Source organism: Pseudomonas sp. SAS7 (assembly GCF_052112345.1).
GTDB classification, from domain to species: Bacteria; Pseudomonadota; Gammaproteobacteria; order Pseudomonadales; family Pseudomonadaceae; genus Aquipseudomonas; species Aquipseudomonas putida_Q.
The window spans coordinates 406,312-429,115 of record NZ_JBEGGO010000001.1; the positions used below are offsets into that span (position 1 = coordinate 406,312).

The 22,804-nt window shown below is 61.8% G+C and carries 21 protein-coding genes; 7 read left to right on the plus strand and 14 right to left on the minus strand.

From position 1 onward, the window contains the following. Positions 1-4 precede the first annotated feature (4 nt). The 10 genes from ABI582_RS01855 to ABI582_RS01900 all read right to left on the minus strand — a co-directional run bounded on the left by ABI582_RS01855 (position 5) and on the right by ABI582_RS01900 (position 10,104). The gene (locus ABI582_RS01855) at positions 5-490 is read right to left on the minus strand and encodes an isochorismatase family protein (RefSeq protein ID WP_442118228.1); all 486 of its coding nucleotides are present in this window, start codon (positions 488-490) and stop codon (positions 5-7) included. Between the two features lie 59 nt (positions 491-549). Continuing rightward, positions 550-3,036, minus strand: a complete 2,487-nt coding sequence (locus ABI582_RS01860) for a TonB-dependent siderophore receptor (protein WP_442118229.1) — start codon at positions 3,034-3,036, stop codon at positions 550-552. 114 nt (positions 3,037-3,150) lie between these two features. Further along, on the minus strand, positions 3,151-4,098 hold the full coding sequence (locus ABI582_RS01865; protein ID WP_442118230.1) for a FecR domain-containing protein: 948 nt from the start codon (positions 4,096-4,098) through the stop codon (positions 3,151-3,153). Between the two features lie 3 nt (positions 4,099-4,101). Beyond that, positions 4,102-4,611 carry a sigma-70 family RNA polymerase sigma factor gene (locus ABI582_RS01870; protein WP_338746911.1) on the minus strand — a complete coding sequence of 170 codons (510 nt, stop codon included), beginning with the start codon at positions 4,609-4,611 and terminating at the stop codon, positions 4,102-4,104. Positions 4,612-4,740: 129 nt separating this feature from the next. After that, a complete protein-coding gene (locus ABI582_RS01875) occupies positions 4,741-5,973 on the minus strand; it encodes a type II toxin-antitoxin system HipA family toxin (RefSeq protein WP_442118231.1) in 1,233 nt (410 codons plus the stop codon). After that, positions 5,957-6,211, minus strand: a complete 255-nt coding sequence (locus ABI582_RS01880) for a helix-turn-helix domain-containing protein (protein WP_043196736.1) — start codon at positions 6,209-6,211, stop codon at positions 5,957-5,959. Before ABI582_RS01880 ends, ABI582_RS01875 begins: the two co-directional genes overlap by 17 nt. Positions 6,212-6,299: 88 nt before the next feature. Beyond that, the gene (locus tag ABI582_RS01885) at positions 6,300-8,012 is read right to left on the minus strand and encodes a peptidoglycan D,D-transpeptidase FtsI family protein (protein ID WP_442118232.1); all 1,713 of its coding nucleotides are present in this window, start codon (positions 8,010-8,012) and stop codon (positions 6,300-6,302) included. Between the two features lie 19 nt (positions 8,013-8,031). Next, positions 8,032-8,370 carry a peptidoglycan-binding domain-containing protein gene (locus ABI582_RS01890; protein WP_442118233.1) on the minus strand — a complete coding sequence of 113 codons (339 nt, stop codon included), beginning with the start codon at positions 8,368-8,370 and terminating at the stop codon, positions 8,032-8,034. Beyond that, on the minus strand, positions 8,354-8,884 hold the full coding sequence (locus ABI582_RS01895) for an OmpA family protein (protein WP_442118234.1): 531 nt from the start codon (positions 8,882-8,884) through the stop codon (positions 8,354-8,356). Before ABI582_RS01895 ends, ABI582_RS01890 begins: the two co-directional genes overlap by 17 nt. Further along, a complete protein-coding gene (locus ABI582_RS01900; protein ID WP_442118235.1) occupies positions 8,881-10,104 on the minus strand; it encodes a serine hydrolase in 1,224 nt (407 codons plus the stop codon). Before ABI582_RS01900 ends, ABI582_RS01895 begins: the two co-directional genes overlap by 4 nt. Before the next feature lie 130 nt (positions 10,105-10,234). Here ABI582_RS01900 and ABI582_RS01905 point away from each other — a divergent pair, with 130 nt between their 5' ends. Then, entirely contained in the window at positions 10,235-11,146 is a 912-nt protein-coding gene (locus ABI582_RS01905; protein ID WP_442118236.1) for a LysR family transcriptional regulator, read from the plus strand. Here the strand turns inward: ABI582_RS01905 and ABI582_RS01910 are convergent. From ABI582_RS01910 to ABI582_RS01920, 3 genes are all read right to left on the minus strand, one after another. Then, positions 11,109-12,422, minus strand: a complete 1,314-nt coding sequence (locus ABI582_RS01910; protein ID WP_442118237.1) for an MFS transporter — start codon at positions 12,420-12,422, stop codon at positions 11,109-11,111. The two genes, ABI582_RS01905 and ABI582_RS01910, sit on opposite strands and share 38 nt — an antisense overlap. Positions 12,423-12,550: 128 nt before the next feature. After that, positions 12,551-13,468, minus strand: a complete 918-nt coding sequence (locus tag ABI582_RS01915) for a carbon-nitrogen hydrolase family protein (RefSeq protein WP_442118428.1) — start codon at positions 13,466-13,468, stop codon at positions 12,551-12,553. 263 nt (positions 13,469-13,731) lie between these two features. Beyond that, positions 13,732-14,676 carry a LysR substrate-binding domain-containing protein gene (locus ABI582_RS01920; RefSeq protein WP_442118238.1) on the minus strand — a complete coding sequence of 315 codons (945 nt, stop codon included), beginning with the start codon at positions 14,674-14,676 and terminating at the stop codon, positions 13,732-13,734. 194 nt (positions 14,677-14,870) lie between these two features. Here ABI582_RS01920 and ABI582_RS01925 point away from each other — a divergent pair, with 194 nt between their 5' ends. Genes ABI582_RS01925 through ttdB form a run of 3 tightly spaced genes read left to right on the plus strand, consistent with a single transcriptional unit; the run spans position 14,871 to position 17,760 of the window. Then, positions 14,871-16,202, plus strand: coding sequence for a dicarboxylate/amino acid:cation symporter (locus tag ABI582_RS01925; protein WP_442118239.1), 1,332 nt, complete (start codon positions 14,871-14,873; stop codon positions 16,200-16,202). 53 nt (positions 16,203-16,255) lie between these two features. Continuing rightward, entirely contained in the window at positions 16,256-17,155 is a 900-nt protein-coding gene (ttdA, locus tag ABI582_RS01930; protein WP_197898015.1) for a L(+)-tartrate dehydratase subunit alpha, read from the plus strand. After that, positions 17,152-17,760: a L(+)-tartrate dehydratase subunit beta gene (gene ttdB / locus ABI582_RS01935; protein WP_003259286.1), complete on the plus strand. Its 609-nt coding sequence runs from the start codon at positions 17,152-17,154 to the stop codon at positions 17,758-17,760. The genes ttdA and ttdB overlap by 4 nt, the downstream gene beginning before the upstream one ends. Before the next feature lie 169 nt (positions 17,761-17,929). On the opposite strand, the gene ABI582_RS01940 is transcribed toward ttdB, so the two are convergent. Beyond that, positions 17,930-18,988 carry a sigma-54 interaction domain-containing protein gene (locus tag ABI582_RS01940; protein WP_338746907.1) on the minus strand — a complete coding sequence of 353 codons (1,059 nt, stop codon included), beginning with the start codon at positions 18,986-18,988 and terminating at the stop codon, positions 17,930-17,932. A gap of 293 nt (positions 18,989-19,281) precedes the next feature. On the opposite strand from ABI582_RS01940, the gene ABI582_RS01945 reads away from it, so the two are divergent. The 3 genes from ABI582_RS01945 to ABI582_RS01955 are packed head-to-tail and all read left to right on the plus strand — an operon-like array spanning position 19,282 to position 22,802. Beyond that, the gene (locus tag ABI582_RS01945) at positions 19,282-20,355 is read left to right on the plus strand and encodes an ABC transporter substrate-binding protein (RefSeq protein WP_442118240.1); all 1,074 of its coding nucleotides are present in this window, start codon (positions 19,282-19,284) and stop codon (positions 20,353-20,355) included. Positions 20,356-20,366: 11 nt separating this feature from the next. Then, a complete protein-coding gene (locus ABI582_RS01950; protein WP_442118241.1) occupies positions 20,367-21,590 on the plus strand; it encodes a lipase family protein in 1,224 nt (407 codons plus the stop codon). A gap of 12 nt (positions 21,591-21,602) precedes the next feature. Then, a complete protein-coding gene (locus ABI582_RS01955; RefSeq protein ID WP_442118242.1) occupies positions 21,603-22,802 on the plus strand; it encodes an LLM class flavin-dependent oxidoreductase in 1,200 nt (399 codons plus the stop codon). The last annotated feature ends 2 nt before the right edge of the window (positions 22,803-22,804 follow it).

Sequence of the window (22,804 nt, forward strand, 5' to 3'; positions counted from 1 at the left end):
TTGCCTAGCGGTGCTCCGCCAGGTCGGCCAGCACTTCAGCCGAGGTCGTGACATGGCGGAAGTGATGCTGCCACAGTTCGATACCCAGCTTGGCCGACCGGTCCAGCGAAGACCCTACCGTCATGTCTGTCACCAGGGTGGGCGTCAGCCCCGCATCGAACAGGGCAAAGCCAGCGGCCAGCACACAGGTTTCGGTCTGCAGCCCACACACCAGCACCCGCTCCACACCCAGTTGCCTGATGTACTCGATGGCTTCGGCGCTCTGCCCGTAGCCATGCTTGATGAACACCTGGTCGGCCTCGACCAGGCTTTCGTCCTCGGCCGCCGGGTGCCAGCCGAGCTGCCGCTCGAACGGGGTGACCTGTTCGTCGTGCAACTCGACCGAGGCGATGGTAGGAATGTTCGCTGACAACCGCCGCAAGCCATCGACCAGCCACTCGGGCGGGCTGAAGGTGGACTGTACATCGACGATGAGCAAAACCTGGCGCATAGCGTTCTCCCGCCATTGGCAAAATGGCGCGGAGTATACCGCGTGGCACGGGGGCTTGATCACCAGTCGTAGGTCATCTCCACCGACGCAACCCGCTCCTGTCCGTAATAGCAGCCAAACGCATAGTTGCAGTCCGATACGTACTCGCGATCGAAGATGTTCTGCACGTTTACGCTGGCCTGCAGGCCGCGCAGGCTTGGGTCGAGCTTGGCCAGGTCGTAACTGACAGTGGCGTCATACACGGCATAGGCCGGTACTTCGAAGGTATTGGCCGAGTTACCCTGTTTGCGGCCGGTATAACGTGCCCCGGCGCCAAAGGTCAGGCCATTGAGGGTGGCCTGGGTGAAGTGGTAATCCACCCACAGAGTGGCAGAAACCGGGGCCTGCGCCTCGTTGCGGTTGCCCTTGTCGCCATAGGTGCTTTTGGTATAGAACGAGTCGATGTAGGTGGCAGCGGCCAGTACATCGACACTCTCGATGCTGGATTTGAGCTCCAGCTCCACACCACGCGAGCGCACCTCGCCATTTTGCGTCTGGTACTGCGGATACTCGGTATCGCCGGTCAGCATGTTCTTCTGCTTCACCTGGAACACCGAAGCGGTGAACAAGGTGCCGTCGACTGGCTGGTACTTCAGCCCCACCTCGTATTGCTCACCTTCACTTGGCTCGAACGCCTTGCCGCCGCGCTCGGGTGCTGCCGTGCCCACGGTTGGCAAGAACGACTGGGAATAGCTGACATACGGCGCCAGGCCAAACTCGGTGACATAGGTCAGGCCGATGCGCCCGGTGAACTTGGTGTCGCGCTGGGAGGCAATGCTGTGCGCCAGCAGATCCTTGTTGTCGACTTCCGCCCAGTCCTGGCGCCCGCCTACGGTCAGGATCCAGTTGTCCAGCTTGATCTGGTCCTGCACGTACACCCCGGTCTGGCGCAGCGTGTTGTCCCAACGGGTATCCAGCACCGGCGTCACGTTGCTGGTGGGGTAGTTGTTCTTGCCATACAGGTCGACAGGCAACACGTTGTAGGCGTTGTAACCATCGTACTTGCGCGAGAAGTGACGGTAGTCCGCACCGGCCAGCAAGGTGTGCCGCAGTGCGCCCGTGTCGAAGGTGTACTCCAGATTGTTATCGATGGTGTAGGCGATGTTGTGCTGGCGCCAGTCAAGCTTGACCCGGTTGGCGCGGGTGTAGTCGACCACATCGCCATCCGTCACAAAGCTGCGCAGGTAGAAGCCCTTGTAGCGGTCGCGCACATCGGTGTATCGCGCCGTTGAGCGCCAGGCCAGGTCTTCGTTGAAACGGTGGCTGAAGTCATAGCCAAAGATGTACTGGTTGCGCTTGTAATCGTTGTACCGCGAGTCCCCCGAAAAGAAGTCCCGGTCGATATGCTGGCCTGTCGGGCCACGCTTGAGCGAGCCGATCATCGGCAACGTCTGATAATCGGGCTCGCCATCATCACGCTGGACTTGGGCGAGCAGCGTCAGGGACGTGTCTTCGGTTGGCGCCCAGGTCAGGCTAGGCGCCAGCAACAAGCGCTCGCTGTGGGTGTGAGCGACCATTTCGTTACCTTTGTCGGCAACGCCGACCAGGCGATAGGTAAAGGCCTTCTGCTCGTCCAGCGGGCCGCTGGTATCGAAGGCACCGTTGACCCGGTTGTAGCTGCCGGCGCCAAGCTTCACCTGGCTACGCTGCTCGCGAGTGGGGCGCTTGGAGACCATGTTGATCAGCCCGCCCGGCTGGTTTTGCCCGTACAGCACCGAAGAAGGGCCTTTGAGCACTTCGATACGCTCCAGCGTGTAGGGGTCGATCTGAGGTGCGCCCCCGAGGCTACCGGCGTACGGCAGGTACGCGCCGTCCAGGTACAGCGGGGTCGGGGTAAAACCGCGGCTGGTGATTTCGTCGGCAATGCTGTTGCGATCGGTGAAACCGCCGGTAGCCAGGCCCGGGGTATAGCGCAGCGCCTGGGTCAGGTTGCGCGCCCCTTGGGCTTGCACCTGGTCGGCGGTGATCACGTTGATGGCCTGGGGGATCTCCAGGATGGGCGTGTCAGTCTTGGTGCCGGTGGCACTGCGGCTGGCAACGTAGCCAGTCACCGGCCCATAGGCAGACTCCACGGGGGCACCGGTCACGCTGGTGGTATCAAGCTGCAGGGTCGAATCGTCACCGACCATGGGCAGCAGCGAGTAGCTGCCATTGGCCTGCTTCAACACCTGCAACCGGTTACCCGCCAGCAACTGGCGCAGCCCGGCATCGGGGCTGTAGCGGCCACGCAGGCCGGGCGACTTCAACGCCTGTACCGAAGACGGCTCGAATGACACCGTCACCCCGGCTGCCGAAGCAAATTGCGTGAGCGCTGTGGCCAGCGGGCCCGCGGCAATATCGAATGAAGCTTCAGCCTGGCTTTGGGCAATGGCAGGGCTGGCGACCATTATCGTTGCCAATGGGGTCGCCAGCGCCACGCTGAACAATGCGCGATTCACGGTACGCGCCAGTTTGGTCCTGGTCGAGTTGATCAATAGGATGCGGTTGCAATCGTTGACAGCGAGCATGCGGTTTCCTTTCGCCCTGCGGCAGTTTTTTCATTGCGCTTGGTGCGCGTCTACCTACAAGTCGAACGAGAACGACAATCGATAACCCCCTCAGGAAAAAAAAATCGATGGGCTTCATGCAGCCTCGACGCGCGTCCAGTACCGACTGAAGCGACGAATACGCACAGGCAGCGTGGTGGTCAGGTTTTCCAGGACAATATCGATGTCGCCCAAGTGAAACGCCCCGGACAGTCGCAACCCGCCCACGGCCTCATCACAACCCAGGTACCCGGGCCGATACCGCTGCAATTCGCTCACCACATCAGCGAGGCGCCAGTCATCCACGATCAACATCTCGCGGGACCAGGCGTCTGCCATCGCCGCTAGCGGTGTCACGCTGCCCATCTTTTTGGTGCTGAATTGCAACTGTTGCCCGGCCTCTACCCGCACAGCCGCCATGGTCTGTGCACTGCGCACTTGCACCGCATGCTGCAGCACGCACACCCGGGTAACGTCGTCGTCGCAGCGCACGATAAAACGCGTACCCAGTGCGCGGACACTCCCCTGGCCGGTATGCACGATGAACGGGCGGGATAATGCATCCGATGCGGTCTGCACCAGGATCTCGCCTTTCAGCAACTTAAGTGCGCGCCACTGGCCGTCGTAGCGGATATCAACCGCGGTGTCGGTGTTCAGTTGCAACTGGCTGCCATCGTCCAGCCGCAACGAACGCTGCTCGCCAACGCCTGTGCGCACGTCGGCCATCAACCCCGCAACGCCGCCATCACGCAACACCACACCCCCTGTCGCGCCCGCGACCAGCAGCACCGACAATACCTTGAGTACCTCACGCCGCTTGGCCCTGGCACTGCTTAACGTCGGCCGTGCAATACCGGGTGAGACCTGCGCCAGCTTGCCCTGCAAGCGTGCCAGGCGCTCCCAGGCCTGCAAGTGTCGCGGGTCGCTCAGCAACCAGCGCTGATGCGCCGCTCGCGTGCTGTCATCCGCCTCGCAGCGCAGCTCCACATACCAGCGTGCGGCAGCCTCCAGTGTGTTGCGGTCCAATGGTTCAGCACCCGCCATGGCTCAGGCCTCGGCCAGCATCAGGCAGTGGGTCAGTGCCCGCACGGCGTGTTTTTTGACGGTGGTGAGCGAAACATCCAGGCGCCGCGCGATTTCCACATAGCTCAAGCCATCGAGCTGGGCCATGAGGAAGATCTCGCGGGTACGCGTGCCCAGGCCATCGAGCAGCCGATCGATTTCCAGCAGGGTCTCGATAATCAGCAGGCGCGCCTCGGGTGAAACCTCTACCTGCTCGGGCCGTGCCGCGAGGGTTTCCAGGTAGGCCTGCTCCACGGCACGCCGGCGGAACATGTCGATCATCAGGCTACGGGCGACACTGCTCAGATAAGCCCGTGGCTGTTGCAGCTCTGCCGCCTTGCGCAGGGTCAGCACCCGCATGAACGTGTCCTGGGCCAGGTCGGCGGCATGCTCCATACACCCAAGCTTGCTGCGCAGCCACCCGCACAACCAGGAATGGTGGTCCTCGTAAAGCGTGTGCACGGCTTTTTGCAGGGAAGGGTCAGCACAGGACATGGTAGAACCGATCAGAGCGTCTTTAATAATGACTCTCATTTAACCCGAGTCTGACCGGATTTCGCAATTGCTTTGCGCAACTGACTCGAAACACAGCTTGCGAAACGTGAACCAGGGTTCGAAAGGAGCCTAGGCCACAATACTTCTGTTCAACCCCAAGGCCCATGCAGTGGCCATCCTCTCCCCGACAGGCTCGAAGGCCGGATGGCTGTCGCGATAATCTGAAAGCTCCGACATCGCACGGTTCATGCCGACTTCCACTCGGTTGAGCAACTCCTCGCAGCGCGCTTGCGTGAGGTTGCAGGCGGTGCGCCCGAATTGCACCAGCATCTTGCGCTTGGGCCACGCTTTCGACCCGCCCAGCAACAGCCCCATGATGTCGTGGCTGTTGTACACCGTCGTGGTCACCAAGTCATACGCAGGCGCCAGCCAGATGTCGGCGTGCTCGGCACAGTTCTCGTAGAGCAGGCCGAAATTCTTCAAATGTGCATCACCGTTCTGGATACCGGCGCACAACGCGACCATGATGAAAAAGTCTTCCAGCGCACGAGGTACCCGCCCAGGTGTGACATACAGCTTGATCAACTGCGCGCAGCCTTGGTAGCTGCCATCATACTTCTTGCGAGTGCCCCACCCCGAAAGCACGCACATGTCCTCAAAGCCCAGGTAGGCGTTATCGCCGACGTCAAAGCGTTGAACCACCAGAAACCTCCCCTGCTGACTAAGCTGGAGTTCAGGTACTTGCAGGCCGCAATGCAACGCCGCACGCATGCAGAAATACTCGTTGGCCGCCAACTGAGGAAAATCTGATTCGTTGAATGCCTTGACCAGGTGTGTGGCCCCGCGGTGGGTGATCCGGTCTACATCAGGGGTGCTGGCATCGATATCGCGCACCAGCACCTTGGGCTGAACACCGGATACGCCTGAATAGGCCGCGTATGTACTCAAAAGCTCGGCAAACAGGTCTTTTGCACCGTCGTGAACCAGCAAGCTGGACAGCTTCATGGCCGGCACGGGTTCGTCACCGAGATGCTGGGCGATGCTGATCCGACCCAGTTGGTGAGGGCCAACAATGCCTAACAAGGCGAAGTCATCAAACCCGCGCACCGACTTGCTGAACCGCCGCATCAGCTCTTCCTTGAGGTGCCCTTCCGGAAGGTTCATCTCGAACAAGGGGTGAATTCCATACTCCCACTTGTAACTCTCCAGGCGCGTTGGCATGGTCAGAGAGACGGCTTGCGCCTCACCAGCCGATGGGTTGTAAGTGAAGACCGTGTCACGCGGATTTTCGTTACTGCGCCCCAGAGTGCCGACAGTGGCGTCGCCCGCGCCGACGTACAAGCGATCACTCGAACTGATCATGGATACCCCCGGCCTTTAGCTCATCGAGTGTTCTACGCCGGCGCTTGGGCGTGGCCGTCAGTTCGTATCCCAAACCCTCCAGGATCGCTGCAACCTTGCGAATGCCGACTTCTGGGATCGAGTTGTTCTCGATCCCAGAAATGGTCGCACGACTCATGCCGTGACGCTGCGCGAGCTGGGCTTGTGAAAGCCCGGCATCCTTACGCAGCTTCTTGATCAATTTGCCCAATTCATCCATACATTTATGCACCGCATACAATGCATATCATCCAAAAAACATACTAATGCATCGTATTTGATTCAATAAAGTCTGTACAGGCGTTTCTTTACGGCCCTGTAAAGTCAAGGTTATCGGGTGCAATACCGTACAAGCGCAAGGCCTGCCCCACCACGCTGCTGAAGACTGGCGCCGATACCAACCCGCCGTAATAGCCCTGCTTCGACGGGTTGTCGAGCATGACCACCACCACGAATCTGGGCCTGCTGGCGGGCGCAAAGCCGGCGAATATCGCCCTGTAGGCCTTGCCCTGATAGCCATGGCCCTCAACTGCAGTTTTTCTCGCCGTACCGCTTTTGCCACCCACATGGTAGCCGGCCACTTTGGCCCGGTAGATCCCTCTCGGCGCCTCGACTACCTGCACCAGCATGTGCTTGAGCGCATCCGCCACTGGCGGTGCAATGGCCTGAGCCGTCGCTGGTGGCTGCGTCACCTTGAGCAGCGACACCGGTACACGCCTGCCGCCATTGACAAGGGTGGCGTAGGCACTGGCCAGTTGCACGGCCGTGACCGACACTCCATAACCGTAGGACAGCGTCGCTGTCTCGGTGGCCCGCCATTGCCGCCTGAGCGGCAGCAGCCCCGAACGCTCCCCCGGAAAGCCCGAGCCACTCGCCTGCCCCAGCCCTACACCTTGCAAGGTGTCTTGAATGGTCTGGCCACCGATATCGAACGCCACCTGGCTGATCGCAACGTTGCTGGAGCGCACCAGGATGCCGGTCATGTCCAGCCGCTCGCCTGCCGTGCGCGACGCATCGTGAATGGTAAAGCGGCCAATCTTCAGGCTGCCGGTTTGCACCAGCACGCTATCGGAGGCCTGCCAGCGGCCGCTTTGCAGGGCTGCGGCAACGGAGAACGGCTTGAGTGTCGACGCGGGCTCGAACACGTCCACCAGCGCGCGGTTACGCATCGCCGCCGGGCTAACATGCGCCCGGTTGTTCGGGTTGTAGGTCGGGTAGTTGGCCACGGCCAGCAGCTCGCCCGACTGCACATCCAGCACCACCACGCTGCCCGCCTCGGCACCGTTGTCCACGATGCCCTTTTTCAGTTCGCGACTGGCCAGGTATTGCAACCGCAGGTCCAGGGACAACGCCAGGGCTTGGCCCGGTTTTGCCGGCAGGCTCACACCCAGGTCCTCGATCACATGACCACGCCGGTCCTTCAGCACCTGCTGCTTGCCGCGCTCACCGCGCAACACGGCATCGTAAGCCAGCTCAATGCCTTCGCTGCCGTTGCCGTCGATATCGGTAAAGCCGACCAGTTGCGCGGCAACTGAGCCGGCCGGGTAAAACCGTCGCGGCTCCTCCAGGCTGTACACACCCTTGACGTGCAAGCGTTGCACCGCCTGCAACAAATGCTGCGCCAGTTCGGGGGCAAGGCGCCTGCGCAGGTAGATGAAAGCTTTGCCGGTGCTGCGCTGCAACAACGCTTTCAGTCGGTCGCGTGGCATGCCCAATGCATCGGCGAGCGCCGGCCAGCTTGGCTTTTCCATGGCCAGTTCCCGGCCATTGGCCCACAGCGTCACCACCGGCGTGCTGACCGCCAGCGGCTGGCCGTTGCGGTCGGTTATCAGCCCGCGCGGGGCAGCAATGTCCAGATAACGCAGGCTGCGCGCATCTCCCTGCTGGCGCAGGAAGCGGTTATCCAGCACCTGCAGGCTGACAATGCGCCAGCACAGGACCGAGGACAACAGCAGGACCAGGAAAATGACCAACCTGAAGCGCCACGGGTAACCCGGCGAAGTTGTTGTAGCGAATGCCATGGCTTGGGTTCACAACCGTTCAGTGCTGCATCCAGTGCGGCGGCGCAATGCCAAGCACGTTCAGCGTGGGCAGGTTGACGCTGCCAGTGAGGGGCAGCTCATGCGCCATTTGCAGCAGGTAAAGTGCTTCCTGTGTACCCGCTCCGATCAGCCCATCGATTTCACCCTGATACAAGCGCAGCTCCGACAATGCCAGCTGTAGCTGCTTCACCAGTTGCGTGCCCGGTGCTGCTGCCTGGCTTTCTTCAGGCAACACGTCCGGCACGTGCGGGGCAGCACTCGAAAGGTTGGCGCAGAGTGCCAGCACCACGAGGCAAACGCCTTGCATCAGCACCACACCATTACTGAAGCGGGTCATAGCCAAACGCATCGCTGTGGCTGTTCCATTCCACCACCACCCGCCGGTTGTATTGCATGGTCTCTGCACCACTGCCCTCGTGCGCCGGGTAGCGCTCGCCGTAGGCACGCGTGTTCAGCTGATCGTACAAAGCCCCGTATTTCACCAGGTAATAGGCGATCATATCGGCGCGAGCCTGGGCCAGTACCACGTTCTGCTCAGGCGAGCCCTCGTCATCCGTATGGCCTTCGATGAACACCTCGGCCTGTGGGTGGGCAAGCAGAAAGACCGCTACCTGCCCCAACCTGGCGATGTCCTGGTCGGTAACGGCCGCGCTCTCCGTGGCGAAGTACACGACCAGGCCCCCGGCCGTTTCGCGCTCATCCGACTGCAGGCGCAGCGCGCGTTCATTGAAGGCATCGGCCTCGTCCGCGGTCACCCACAAACGGTGCTCGCTGGCAGCGTGGTCGGTACTGCAGGCTGCCGTGGCGAGCATGCACATGGCAGGCAGCAGGTAACGCAGGCAACTGTTCATAAGCCCCCCTCGCCGTTGCACAACAGGCACACACCCAGCCACTGATAGAGCTTCAGCAGCAGAAAGTCCCAGGCACGGCTGAACCAGCCGCCCTCGTCGACCGTCTCCATCACGACCAGGGGCTTTTCCGCGATGTGCCGGGAACCGATCTGGAAATTGATCACACCCACCACCTGCCCCGCCTGCAACGGCGCATGGAGTTCGGGGCTGTCGAGGATGGCACTGACGCTCACTTCAGCGGCCTGCCCATAGGGCACGCTGATGGCCGGGTGTGCGCCTGCATTGAGCTTTACGCTGTGCGTATCACCAAACCAGACACGCTTGCTTACAAACACTTCGTCAGCCTTGATCGGGGTAACCGTCTCAAATGCTCGAAACCCCCACTTGAGCAGCTTTTCACTCTCCTGAAACCTCAGCCGGTCCGACTCGGCGCCCAGCACCACGGCAATCAGCCGGCGCCCGTCGAGCACCGCCGAAGTCACCAGGCTGTAGCCACCCGCAGCGGAATTGCCGGTCTTAAGACCGTCGACAGCCAGGCTGGTACTCCACAACAGCCGGTTGCGGTTGCGCTGAACCACCTGGTTGAAAGAAAACGCCTTTTTCTTGTACAGGGCATATTCAGCCGGCAATTGTTCAATCAGTGCCCGGCTCAATAACGCCATGTCCCGCGCGCTGCTGTATTGCCCTTCGGCGGCGAGACCATGCACGGTCTTGAATTGGGTATTGAGCATGCCCAGTTGGCGGGCCTGTTCATTCATGGCATCAACAAAGGCCTGTTCACTGCCGGCCAGGTAATCTGCCACCGCGATACAGGCATCATTGCCAGATTGAATGACAATGCCCCTGTTCAAATCATCAATCGTCACCCGGTCACCGGGTTTCAGAAACATCAACGACGACCCCTGCAACTGCGCGTTGCCAGCCGCCGAAGCGTCGGTGTCGATCGTTACTCGGTCATTCCCGTCGACAGTGCCACCCTGCAGAGCCTGGCCCAGCACGTAACTGGTCATGATCTTCACCAGGCTGGCCGGGTCTACCCGGGCGTCGGCATTTCCCTGCGCCAGCACTTCGCCGCTTTCAGGGTCCATCAACAACCACGATTGCGCAGCAACACCCGGTGCTGGCAGATAATCTTCGGCCTGCGCCAACCCTATATTCAGCACTAGCAACTGTGCAACTAACGCCCCCAACAACCCGCCGACAACTCGAATACCTTTCATACACTCCACAACCTGAAACACATCACAACTCATACATTCAGAACACACCTGAAGTACGCCCCTGAATTATTTGTCGGTGCATTCTGCGAGTGCGTATACTATAAATCAATCAACTATCAGGATATCTGATATGCATTATATTGATATCGATAGCGTCGACCTGAACCTGCTTCGGGTATTTGTCGCGTTGATCGAAGAAGGTGGCGCCAGCCGCGCTGCACTACGCCTAGGCGTCACCCAACCCGCCGTCAGCGCCGCCCTCGCCCGCCTGCGGGAGGTCTACGCCGACCCGCTGTTCGAACGTACCGGCCGAGGCCTGCGGCCTACCGTGCGGGCCAACGAGCTGGCGCCACTGATTGGCGAGGCACTCAACCGCTGCCGGCAAGCCTTGGCACTGTCGGTGGCAGGCAAGGACATCAAAGGCCGCACCATCACTGTCGGGCTTTCGGACGATGCCGAAATCGCCCTAGGGCAAGGCCTGCTGGCATTGGTCGACAAACACCTGGGCGGGTTGCGTATCCTGTTCAGGCAAACCCATAGCGGCCTGGTGCAGGACATGCTGATGCGCCACCAGGTGGATATCGCCGTGTCTGCAGGTGGGTTGTCCTCACCCCTGATTGCCCGGCAGCGCCTGGGCAGGGGCAATTACCTGGGCATTGCCGATGCGCACAACACCCCGCCGGTCAGTGCAGAGGACTATGCCCAGCGGCCGCACCTGCTGGTGTCATCGGGTGGTTTTGTCGGCATCGTCGACGAAGGCCTGAATGCTGCCGGGTACAAGCGCAGCATTCGTGCCTCTACCTCACACTTTGCCGCCGTGCCGTTCCTGCTGGTGGGCTCGGAGCTGATCACCACGGTGCCTACCCACGCCGCACGCGCCATGGAGCGGGTGTCGACGCTCAAGACCTTTCCTTGCCCGGTAGCGCTCCCCTCCTACGACCTGGAGATCGGCACGCGGGTCGGCAGCAAGCACGACAGCACACTGCAAACGGTCAAGGCTTTGATCATCGAGCTGGTTGAGCAGTCGTTCTGCCTGTCGTGACGGCCGTGCCCTCGATCAGCCGCGCCGGTATGGCAAGGATCAGCACCGTTGCCCCCAGGGTGAGCGCACCGGCAAACACATACAGGCCAAGGTCGAGGCTGCCGGTGCTGGCCTTCACCGCCCCCAACACCGTCGGGCTGGTGAAGCCGCCGAACAGGGCCAGCGAATTGATCAAGGCAATGCCCCCGGCGGCCACCTGGCCACCCAGGTAGCGCGTGGGGATGGTCCAGAACAATGGCATCGAGGCATACAACCCCACCGCTGCCACGCTCAAGGTCACCAGCCCAGGAACCAACTGCCCCGGCACCCAGGTACAGGCAACCAAGGCACAGGCCGCCAGTACCATGCAGCTTGCCAGGTACCAGCGGCGCTCACCCACCGCATCGGAGTGCCTGCCGATCACAATCATCCCCACACCACCGGCAAGGTACGGCACGGCCGTAAGCAGGCCGGTGTGCAAAGGGTCTGTCACGCCATAGCCCTTGATCATGCCCGGCAGCCAGAAGCCCAGGATGTACAGCCCGGCCATCACCGAAAAGTACACCAGTGCCAGGGCATAGACCCGCGGGTCGCGCAGCACCGCACCCAGCCTGTGGCTGCTGCCGGCAACGGGCGCTTCGACCTCCTGGGCAATGCGCGCGCGTTCCTCGGCACTTAGCCATTTGGCGTCTTCGGGCCTGTCGATCAGCAGCAAGGCCGCCAGGATACCCAGGACAATCGCCGGCGACCCTTCAAGCAGGAACATCCACTGCCAGCCATGCAGGCCATGCACGCCATCCATGGCCCCGATGATCCAGCCGGATAACGGCCCGCCCAGCACCCCGGCGATGGCGATGGCAGACATGAACACAGCGATCACACTGCCGCGCAGGCGTGCCGGGAACCAGAAGGTCAGGTAAAGGATGATGCCAGGGAAGAACCCGGCCTCGAACACACCCAACAGGAAGCGGGCGATATAGAACTGCTGTGGGGTCTGGACGAACATCATGCTGGACGACACCAGGCCCCAGGCAATCATGATGCGCATGATCGTCCTGCGTGCACCGATACGCGTCAGCAACAAGTTGCTGGGCACTTCAAACAATACATAACCAATAAAGAAGATACCTGCGCCCAGCCCATATACAGCATCACTGAAACCCAGGTCCTGTTGCATGCGCAACGCCGCAAAGCCGATGTTCACACGGTCCAGGTAAGAAACGATGTAACTGACAAACAGCAAGGGCAAGATCTTCCAGGCGATCTTGCGGTACAACAGGCGCGAATCGTTGTTCATTTCTGAAAAGCCTCGGATGTTTTTTTATTGGTGCAGGGCTGCGTAATGCACAGAAACGTGAATCGGCCCCTGCCGGGCGGCAGCGCGACGCCAGGCAGGGGCCGATTCAACGGTGTCGCGTGTTCAGGTCACTGCTGGAACTTGACGGAGGCCTTGGCCCGTTCATCGACGATCAGGGTGAATACGTCGGGCCGCGAGTAGTGGCCAACCACATCGAAGTCGTAACGCGCCTTGACCAGCTCGGCCGAATCAATCTGCGCCACCAGCAAGCCCGGGCCGTTTTTCAGCGGGCCGGCAATCACCTCGCCCATGGGGCCGATGATCACGCTGTTGCCCTGCATCAGCAGGCGGTCATCGTCCCAATGCGGCAGGCTCACCCCAAGGTCGCGCGGTGAGGGCTGGAACTGGCAGGCACTGACCAGGAAGCAGCGCCCCTCGTGAGCGATATGGCGCATGGAAACCTGCCAGTTGTCGCGCTCGTCCACAGTCGGTGCACACCACACCTCGATGCCTTTGGCATACATGGCCGTGCGTAGCAGCGGCATGTGGTTTTCCCAGCAGATGGCAGCACCGATCTTGCCGACCGGGGTGTCGATCACCGGCAGTGTAGAGCCGTCGCCCTGCCCCCAGATCAGCCGCTCACTGCCGGTTGGCATCAGTTTGCGGTGGTTGCCGACCAGCCCCTGTTCCGGCGAGAAGAACAAGGCCGAGCAGAACAGCGAACTGCCCGCACGCTCGATCACGCCGACCACCAGAAGTGCACCGGTGCGTTGTGCCAAGGCTGCCAGCTCGGCAGTTTCAGCGCCCGGTACATCAATGGCATTGTCGAAATAGCGCTGGAAAGCTTCGCGGCCTTGAGGCAGGCGATAGCCCATGTAAGTGCCGAATATTTCACCTTTCGGATAACCGCCGAGCAAGGCTTCCGGCATGACGACCAATTGCGCGCCAGCGCGCTTTATTTCGTCTTCATAAGTCAGGATTGTTTCCAGCGTTTGTTGTTTGCCGTCAGGGTGAGAGCCAATTTGCAGTGCGGCTACAGTCGAGATAGTCGTGGTTTTTTATTTTTCAGGTGGTGGATGTTCTGCATAGGTTCCACTTACCCGCGATATCGAGCAATTCGCATTGCTTTAGATCTGCTATCAGCTCTATTTATATCCTTAACAATGGCACGCTGTTACTGTGCCCCTCCCATGGACATCATCCCTGGCCTATGCAGCTCGCGGTAGGAGCAGCCTTGTGCGGCGAAGAGGCCATTGCCGCCGAAGATGATCTTCAGCCCTGGCGGCCTCTTCGCAGCACAACGCTGCTCCTACAGGTCCTGTGCTTGCCTTGGGAAATGGCGCAGCTGCCACGCCGCCTGGCTGTCGTCCTGGCGGAAGAACGTCCTCAAGTGCTCGACAAAACACGACACCTTGGCCGACAGGTTCAGGCGCTCCAGGTACACGGCATAGATATCCGCAGGCGGCGTCTGGTAATCGCCCAGCACTTCCACCAAACGCCCGCTGCGCAGGTGGTCGGCCAAGTTCCACTCGGCCCGCATCAGGATGCCTTGCCCATCGAGAGCCCAGTTCAGGGCAACTTCGCCATCATTGGTGCTCAGGCTGCCACGTACTTTTACCGACTCGCTCTGCTTGCCGCGGCTGAGCCGCCAGATGCCGAACGCGGCATCGTTCTGGCGCAACACGATGCAGTTGTGGCTGGCCAGGTCTTTTGGCGCTTCTGGGGTGCCGCGGGCCTCCAGGTAACCGGGCGCCGCGCACAACCGGCGGCGGTTGGCAGCGATCTTGCGGGCGATCAGACGCGAATCAGGCAGCTCACCAAAGCGGATGGCCACATCGATAGCGTCGTTCGGCAGGGCGATCGGGCGGTCAGTCAGGTGCAACTGCACCTCCACCTCGGGGTAGCGTTTGGCAAACGACGACACCGCTGGCCCCACATGCGTACGACCAAAACCCAGCGGTGCATTGACCCGGAGCAAGCCCTTGGGCTCGGCACGGCTGCTGGACACCTGGCGCTCCATTTCCTCGATCTCACCCAGTATCCGCCGGGCATTCACCAGGTAGGTCTCGCCCTCGGCGGTAAGGCTGATGCTGCGTGTTGTGCGGTTAAGCAGGCGCACACCCAGGCGCTGCTCCAGCTGCGCCAGGCGCTTGGAGACTGCGGGCGGCGTCAGGTTCAGTTCGCGCGCGGTGCCCGCCAGGCTGCCCACCCTGATCAGCTGGGTGAAGAACGCCAGCTCCGATACCGGATTCATAATTAACCTGAGGGAAACAATGAGTTGAATTTCATTGTATTACAGCATTTTGGAAAAACCATTACCTTTTGCCCTGCGTGATTAACCACAAAGAAGCTGGGCTTTTCGGCCGCCAAGGCCAGGTGTGACCTGCACCCCACGATCAGCCCGGCCGCCAGATAAATCCGACTCACAACAATAATTCGGAGACGGCAATGGCCAAGCGATTGTTCGGCAAGCTTTACGTACAGGTATTGATCGGCGTAACCCTCGGGGTGCTGATCGGGGTGTTCTGGCCCCAGGTGGGCGCAGACTTGAAGCCCATCGGCGACGCCTTCATCAAACTGATCAAGATGGTCTTCGCCCCCATCATCTTCGCCACCGTGGTGCTGGGCATCGCCAAGATGGAAAACATGAAGGAACTCGGCCGCGTGGGTGTGCGTGCGCTGATCTACTTCGAAGTGCTGTCCACCTTCGCCCTGGTACTGGGGTTGGTGGTGGTCAACATCGTACAGCCCGGCCAGGGCATGAACGTCGACCCTGCCACCCTCGACGCCAAGAGCATCTCGACCTACACGGCTGCCGCAGCCGGCAACAGCGGCGGCTTCATCGACTTCATGCTGCATGTGATACCCGGCAGCGTGACCGACGCCTTCGCCAAAAACGAGATCCTGCCGATCCTGCTGTTCAGCACCCTGTTCGGCATCGCCCTCTCGCACCTCGGCCCTCGCGGCAAGCCCATGGTGGATGTGCTGGAGGCGTTCTCCCACGGCATGTTCTTCATCGTCGGCATGATCATGCGTGTAGCCCCGCTGGCCGCCTGCGGCGCCATGGCCTTCACCGTCGGCAAATACGGCCTGGGCTCCATCGTGTCGCTGGGCAAGCTGATGGCAACCATGTACCTGACCTGCTTCCTCTTCGTGGTGATCGTGCTGGGCACCATTGCCCGGTTGTCCGGCTTCAACCTGTGGAAGTTCCTCAAGTACCTGAAGGAAGAGCTGTTCACGGTACTGGGCACCAGCTCGTCCGAGTCGGTGGTGCCGCAGTTGATGAACAAGCTGGAAAAGGTCGGCGTGTCCAAACCGGTGGTGGGCCTGGTGATCCCCTCGGGCCTTACCTTCAACCCGGATGGCCAGTGCATCTACTACACCATGGCCGCCATCTTCATCGCCCAGGCCACCAACACCCCGTTGACCCTGATGGACCAACTGCTGGTGCTCGGCGTGCTGCTGCTCACCTCCAAGGGCTCCGCCGGGGTGACCGGTTCGGGCTTCATCACCCTGGCCGCAACCCTGGCGACCATGGACAACATTCCAGTGGCCGGCATGGTGCTGCTGCTGGGCGTGGACCGCTTCATGTCCGAAGCCCGCGCCATCACCAACACCATTGGCAATGCCGTCGGCACCGTGGCTATCGCCAACTGGGTCGGTGCACTGGACAAGCAACGCATGGCCCAGGCCCTGGACGGCCAGCTACCGGCAGAACCACAACCCACCGAGACCCGCCCTGCCCTTGCACAACTGGAGGCCGGCACACCCACACCCTGACCTATCGATAACAGCAAAAAGAACCCGCCTTGTGATGCAGTGAGGAAATAATCATGGACAAAGAAACCGCCGTGTCATCGCTTACCGACGTGATGGCCAAGTTCACCGCCTATATCGGCAAACGCCTGCCCAAAGACGTGAAGGAAAAGACCGCCAAGTTACGCGCCGCCGAAACCAACCCGCTGGCCATCGCCGTGTACGACTCGATGGCCGACAACCAGGAGTACGCCGACAAGCTCAACCGGCCCAGCTGCCAGGACACCGGCGTGATCCAGTACTTCGTCGCGGCCGGCGCGCGCTTCCCGCTGCTGGGTGAGATGGAAAGCATCCTCGAAAACGCCACCAAAGAAGCCACCATCCAGGGGCCGTTGCGCCACAACGCAGTGGAAACCTTCATCGAGAAGAACACCGGCACCAACACGGGCTCGAAAATCCCGTGGCTGGACTGGGAAATCATCCCCGATGCCGACTACGCCATCGTCGATGTGTACATGGCCGGTGGCGGCTGCACCTTGCCAGGTTCGGCCAAGGTGCTGATGCCGGGGCAAGGCTATGAAGGGGTGACCGAGTTCGTCTTCGATGTGATCACCTCTCGCGGTGTCAACGCCTGCCCGCCGCTGCTGGTGGGGGTCGGGGTTTCGACTTCGGTGGAAACTGCAGCACGCCTTTCGAAGAAGGCCATCCTGCGCGAGGTGGACTCCAGCCACCCCAACGAAAGCGCGGCAATGATGGAAAAGCTGCTGGAGGACGGCCTGAACGAAATCGGCATCGGCCCGCAGGGGCTCACCGGCAATAGCAGCGTAATGGGCGTGAACATCGAGTCCTCGGCCCGCCACCCCTCCACCATCGGCGTGGCAGTCTCCACCGGCTGCTGGGCGCACCGCCGCGGCAAGATCCGCATCAACGCCGACCTGACCTACGACATCCTCTCGCACGAAGGGGTAGTACTGTGAAAAAGATCCTGAGCACACCGATCAGCGACGAAGACCTGGCCAACCTCAACGTCGGTGATGTCGTCTACCTAACCGGCCAACTGGTGACCTGCCGTGACGTGGCACACCGGCGCCTCATCGAACTGGGCCGCGAACTGCCGGTTGACCTGCGTGGCGGCGCAATTTTCCACGCCGGCCCCATCGTCAGGAAGAAAGACGATGGCAGCTTCGAGATGGTTTCCATCGGCCCGACCACCAGCATGCGCATGGAAAAGTTCGAGAAGCAGTTCATCGAGCAGACCGGTGTGAAGCTGATTGTCGGCAAAGGTGGCATGGGGCCTGAAACCACCACCGGCTGCCTGGAAAACAAGGCGGTGCATGCGGTGTTCCCGGGCGGTTGTGCAGTGCTGGCTGCAACCCAGGTGGAAGAGATCGAGCGTGCGGAGTGGCAGGACCTGGGCATGCCGGAGACGCTGTGGGTGAACCGTGTTCGCGAGTTCGGGCCGCTGATCATCTCCATCGATACCAAGGGCAACAACCTGTTCGAGCAGAACAAGGCACGCTTCAACGAGCGTAAAGGGGCAGTGATCGAAAAGATCAACAGCCAGGTGCGCTTCATCAAATAAACCTCGGCTGCTGGCTACGCGGTCCCACCTGACCTGTATTTCAAGGCAAACACAGGCCCGGTAGGAGCAGCCTTGTGCTGCGAAGAGGCCGGTAAAGATCACATAACAGTATGATCCGTACCGGCCTCTTCGCAGCACAAGGCTGCTCCTACAGGGGGGGCCGCGCCCCTTACGCTTTTGTCAGTTCGCCAATCTTCTCCAGCCGCGCCCGCACGATGTTGCGGCTGATGTTAAGCAACCGCCCTGTCTGCAACTGGTTGCCGTGGCAATACCGATACGCCGCCCTGAACACCGTCTCCTCGATGTGCTCATACAAATTCGGCACGTTCTGCTCGAACAACGCCAGCAACGCGCTTTCCAGGTCAGGTGGTGCTGCGCTAGCTGCAGGCAAGTACGCATGGGCCGCAGGCGCCGCCACCTGTGGCCGCATATCGACCAGGTGCAGGTCCGCCGGCGCCACCACCTGATACCGGCACACCAGCAACGCATGGTGAATGGCATTTTCCAGCTCGCGGATGTTGCCCGGCCAACTATGCGCCAGCAATTTGCGCTCGGCATCCGGGCTCAACGAAGCACGCTCGTAACCCAGGCGTCGGCAATGCTCTTCGATGAAAAATTCCGCCAGCGGCAGGATGTCCCCCGGCCGCTCGCGCAGCGGCGGCAAGCGAATCGTCGCCACATGCAGGCGGTAGAACAGGTCTTCACGAAAGTGCCCCGCCACCACCGCATCGGCCAGGTTGACGTTGGTCGCCGCCACCAGGCGCACGTTGATCGGGATAGGCGTACGTGAGCCTAGGCGCACCACTTCACGCTCCTGCAACACCCGCAGCAACTTCACCTGCATGTTCAGCGGCAGGTCGCCGATTTCATCGAGGAACAACGTGCCGCCATTGGCCGCCTCGAACCAGCCGGCCTTGTTGCTGGTGGCGCCTGTAAACGCGCCTTTCTCGTGGCCGAACAGCTCGCTCTCCACCAGGGTTTCGGCAAAGGCACCGCAGTTCACAGCCACGAATGGCTCACGCCCACGGCGGCTGAGGTGGTGGATATGACGGGCAACCAGCTCCTTGCCAGTGCCGGTTTCGCCGATGATCAGGGTATTGGCCTCGCTGGGCGCCAGGCGCTCGATGCGGCTGAGCAGTTCCTGGGAGCGCGGGTCCTTGAACACGAGCACGGTGGCACGTACCGACTTGGTCAGCTCGCGGGCATTAGGGTGGGTGATCAGCGACATAGGGGCATTCCTGGCAGTTGACGCGCAGGCCCATAGTGCATGAAACAAATTAGATCAAAAAATTATTAATTAATATTTAGATATTCGAATTGGGAATATTAAAATTTCCAGCAACCGATTGCTGCTACAGCAGCAACCCGGCAGCACTCGCCTGCCCGCCGACCAGCAGGCCTTTAATCACACACCCACTTGCTAATGGCTGGAGCCCCTGTAAATAAAGGGCTGTAGCCCTTTCATGGCATGCTGGCATGCATTTCGCTCCTGGCCTGTAGAACCTTTGCCTGGAGCTGCACATGAACAATCCCTGGCGTAATGCCCTCGCCCTGCTGGGCGGCCTGTTCCTCAGCCTGGCTGCGCTGGCAGCCGAGCCACCGGCGGCGGTGCGCATTGCCATTGTCGCGTTCACCCAGGGTGGAGCGCCGGTGTTCGGCGGCATCCCCGGGCGAGTGATCGAAGAAGGCTGGCTGGAACAGCAACTGGCCGCCCGCGGCGTGAAACTGCAATGGACCGCCCTGCCCCACGCCGGCGCCGGGCCGCAAATCAACGAAGGCTTCAGCAACAACAGCCTGGACTTTGCCGTACGCGGCGACCTGCCTTCGGTCATCGCCGGTGCCGGCCAGGTGCCGGGCAAGCTGGTGGTACCGGGCGGCAGCGGCAACAACATCTACCTGGTAGTACCGAGCGACTCGACGGTGCGCAGCATCCAGGACCTCAAGGGCAAGCGCCTGGCCTTGCACCGCGGCCGCCCATGGGAGTTCGCCTTCAGCAACTTCCTGCAAAGCAAGGGCCTGGCACTCAGCGACTTCAAGATCGCCAACCTCAACCCACAGGTGGGCGCCGCTGCGGTGTCCGCCGGCAAGGTCGACGCCGCCGTGCTGCTCAACGAAGCCTATGCCCTGGAAGACAAAGGCGTGGCGCGCATCCTCTGGTCGACCAAGCAAGGCGCCAACGACTGGCGGCTCGTCTCGGACCTGTGGGGCACTGACCGCTTCGTGCAGCAGCACGCCGACCTGACGCAACTGGTGGCCACCGCCTGGGTGCGCGCGGCCTGGTGGATCTCCCAGGAGCAGAACCGCGACGCCTACTACGGGCTGTCTTCGCGTGCCGGTGTGAGCGAAAGCGTGCTGCGTCGGGACGACCAGGACGACCCGGTCGCGTGGAAGGCGCGCTGGGCGCCGAAAAGCGATGCCCAGCTCAAGGCCCACTACGACGCCCTGGGCCAGTACGCCCTGGCCAACCGGCTGATCCGCACGCCCTACGACATCACCAGCGACCTGGCCACGGGCTTTACCCGCCAGGCGCTGATCGACCTGCAACTGACCCACTACTGGCCGTCCCTCGACGCCCAGATCAGCCAACAACCTTGAGAGCCTTACCCATGAAACTGCCTGCTTCGCTCATCTTCGGCCTCAGCGCCCTGGCCCTCTCCATCGGTGCCTCGGCCGCCGAAACGTACGCGCCCAAACCTGACCCGCAACAGGGCGATGGCCGTGTGTCGGCGTTCTACACCTGGAGCAAGGCCATCCCCGCCACGCCCGGTAAACTGCTACGCAGCGAACCGTTGGACCAGGCGCTCAGCCTGCCCAATGCGGCCAGCGCGCAACGCATTCTGTACACCTCGCTGGATGGCATCGACGGCAAGACCCCGATCGTGGTTTCCGGCGCATTGTTCATACCCAAAGGCAAGGCACCTGCGGGCGGCTGGCCGGTCGCCAGCTGGGGCCATGGCACAGTCGGCGTGGCGGATATCTGCGCGCCGTCCTGGGCTGGGCGTAGCTACCGCGACGTGCAATACCTCAACCGCTGGCTCGAGGAGGGCTACGCCATCGTCGCCACCGACTACCAGGGCCTCGGTGTGCCGGGCGGCCACCCGCTGCTGAACAACCGCATGGCGGCCTACGGCATTCTCGATGCTGCCAAGGCTGTGGTAGCCGGCGTGCCGGGGCTAGCCGACAAGGTGCTGATCATTGGCCAGTCGCAAGGTGGCGCGGGGGCCTTTGCCGCGGGTGCCTATGCGGCGACCTATGCGCCCAAGCTGGGCGTCAAGGGCAGTATCGGCACGGGGGTGATCTACACCGTGGGCTCGAAGAATGTCGGTGAACAGGACCAGGACAAGGTCGACCCGGCCCTGGCCTATGGCTTCTACACCCTGCTGGCGGCGCAGCAGTACGACCCGAGCATCGACCCCCGCGACTTCTACACCGACAAGGCCTTGCCGCTGTTCGAGCAGGCGCGCACCAGCTGCCTGTCAGCCTTGGTCAGCGACGTGGTCGGCACAGGCCTGACCCCGGCCAACGCCAAGAAAGACTACAAGGGCGACCAGCTCAAGCCATGGCTGGCGCAGGTGTCGTACCCGACCCTGAAACTGGCCCAGCCGATCTTCATCGGCACCGGCGCCGAGGACAAGACCCCCGCCGCCGCCACCCAGGTGGCGCTGATGCAGGACGCCTGCAAGGCCGGCTCGGTGGTGCAGGGCCACCTGTACAAGGGCCTGGGCCACAGCGAAACGGTGAATGCCTCGCTGAAGGACTCGATCCCCTTCGCCCGCCAGGTCATCAGCGGCCAGCCGGTTACCCCCAATTGCAGCCCAAGCGTCCAGTAAGGAGGCCCGCCCATGAGTATCGAATTCTTCACCCGCCTGCCCTTGCATGGCGAAACCCAGTTCCTCCCCGGCGACCCACGCAACCGTGGCGACTGGCATGCGGGCGGGGCCAGCACCGGCGCGGTGTCGGGGTTTGCCGTAGGAGACCACTTCACCTATATCGACTACCTCGGCCAAATCGCCCGCGCCGCGGAAATAAACGGCTTTGGTGGCGCGCTGATGGTCAACGCCCCCACCGGCGAAGAGCCATGGACGGTGTGCTCGCTGCTGGCCCGGGAAACCCGCACGCTGAAATTCGTCACCGCGTTCCAGCCCTATCACTACACCCCCTGGGTGGCCGTGCAGCAGGCCGCGACCTACCAGCGCGCCACCGGCAACCGCCTGGTGTGGAACATCATCAACGGCGGTTCCGATGCCATCCAGCGCCAGGTCGGCGACTTTGAAGACCATGACCAACGCTACGCCCGCGCCACCGAATTCATGGACGTGGTGCGCGGCTATTGGCATAACGAGCAGTTCCACTACGAAGGCACCTACTACCGCGCCGAGGGCGGTGGGCTGCGCGGCCCGCTGAAAAAAGCCGAGTTGCCGCTGATCTGCACCGCGGGCTCGTCGGTGGCAGCGCGGGAGTTCGCCGCCAAGCACGCCGACTTCTACCTGATGCGTGCCGAGCACCCGGACGAGATCGCCGCGCTAATCGCCGACATCCGCGCCCGCGCGCTGAAGTGGGGCCGTACCGACATCCGCTTTGGCCTGTCCATCGACGTGATCGCCCGCGAGACCGAAGCAGCCGCACTGGCCGAGGCCAAGCGTTTCTTCGACGAAGGCGTGGCCAAGGGCACGGTCAAGGCCCGCGCCGCCCACGCCGGCCTGCGCACGGCGCGCAAGCTGAGCTACGAGCACGGCTACAGCGACCATGACGAGCAGCAGGCGTTCGACGACTTCTTCATCCACCCCAATGTGTGGACCGGTTTCGGCTACATCGGCGTCCCGCCGGGCTGCGCGCTGGTGGGCAGCTATGCCAGTGTGGTGGCGCGTATCCGCGAGTACCACAGCATCGGTGTCGACCTGTTCTTCCTCGCCGGCTACCCGCATTTGGAAGAGGCCTACCGCATCGGCGAGCATATCCTGCCGCACTTCCGTGCACAGCGCGCTGCCCTTGCCCGCCCGCTAGCCGAACCCGTGCAACTGCACGCCAGCAACGGGGCCTGACG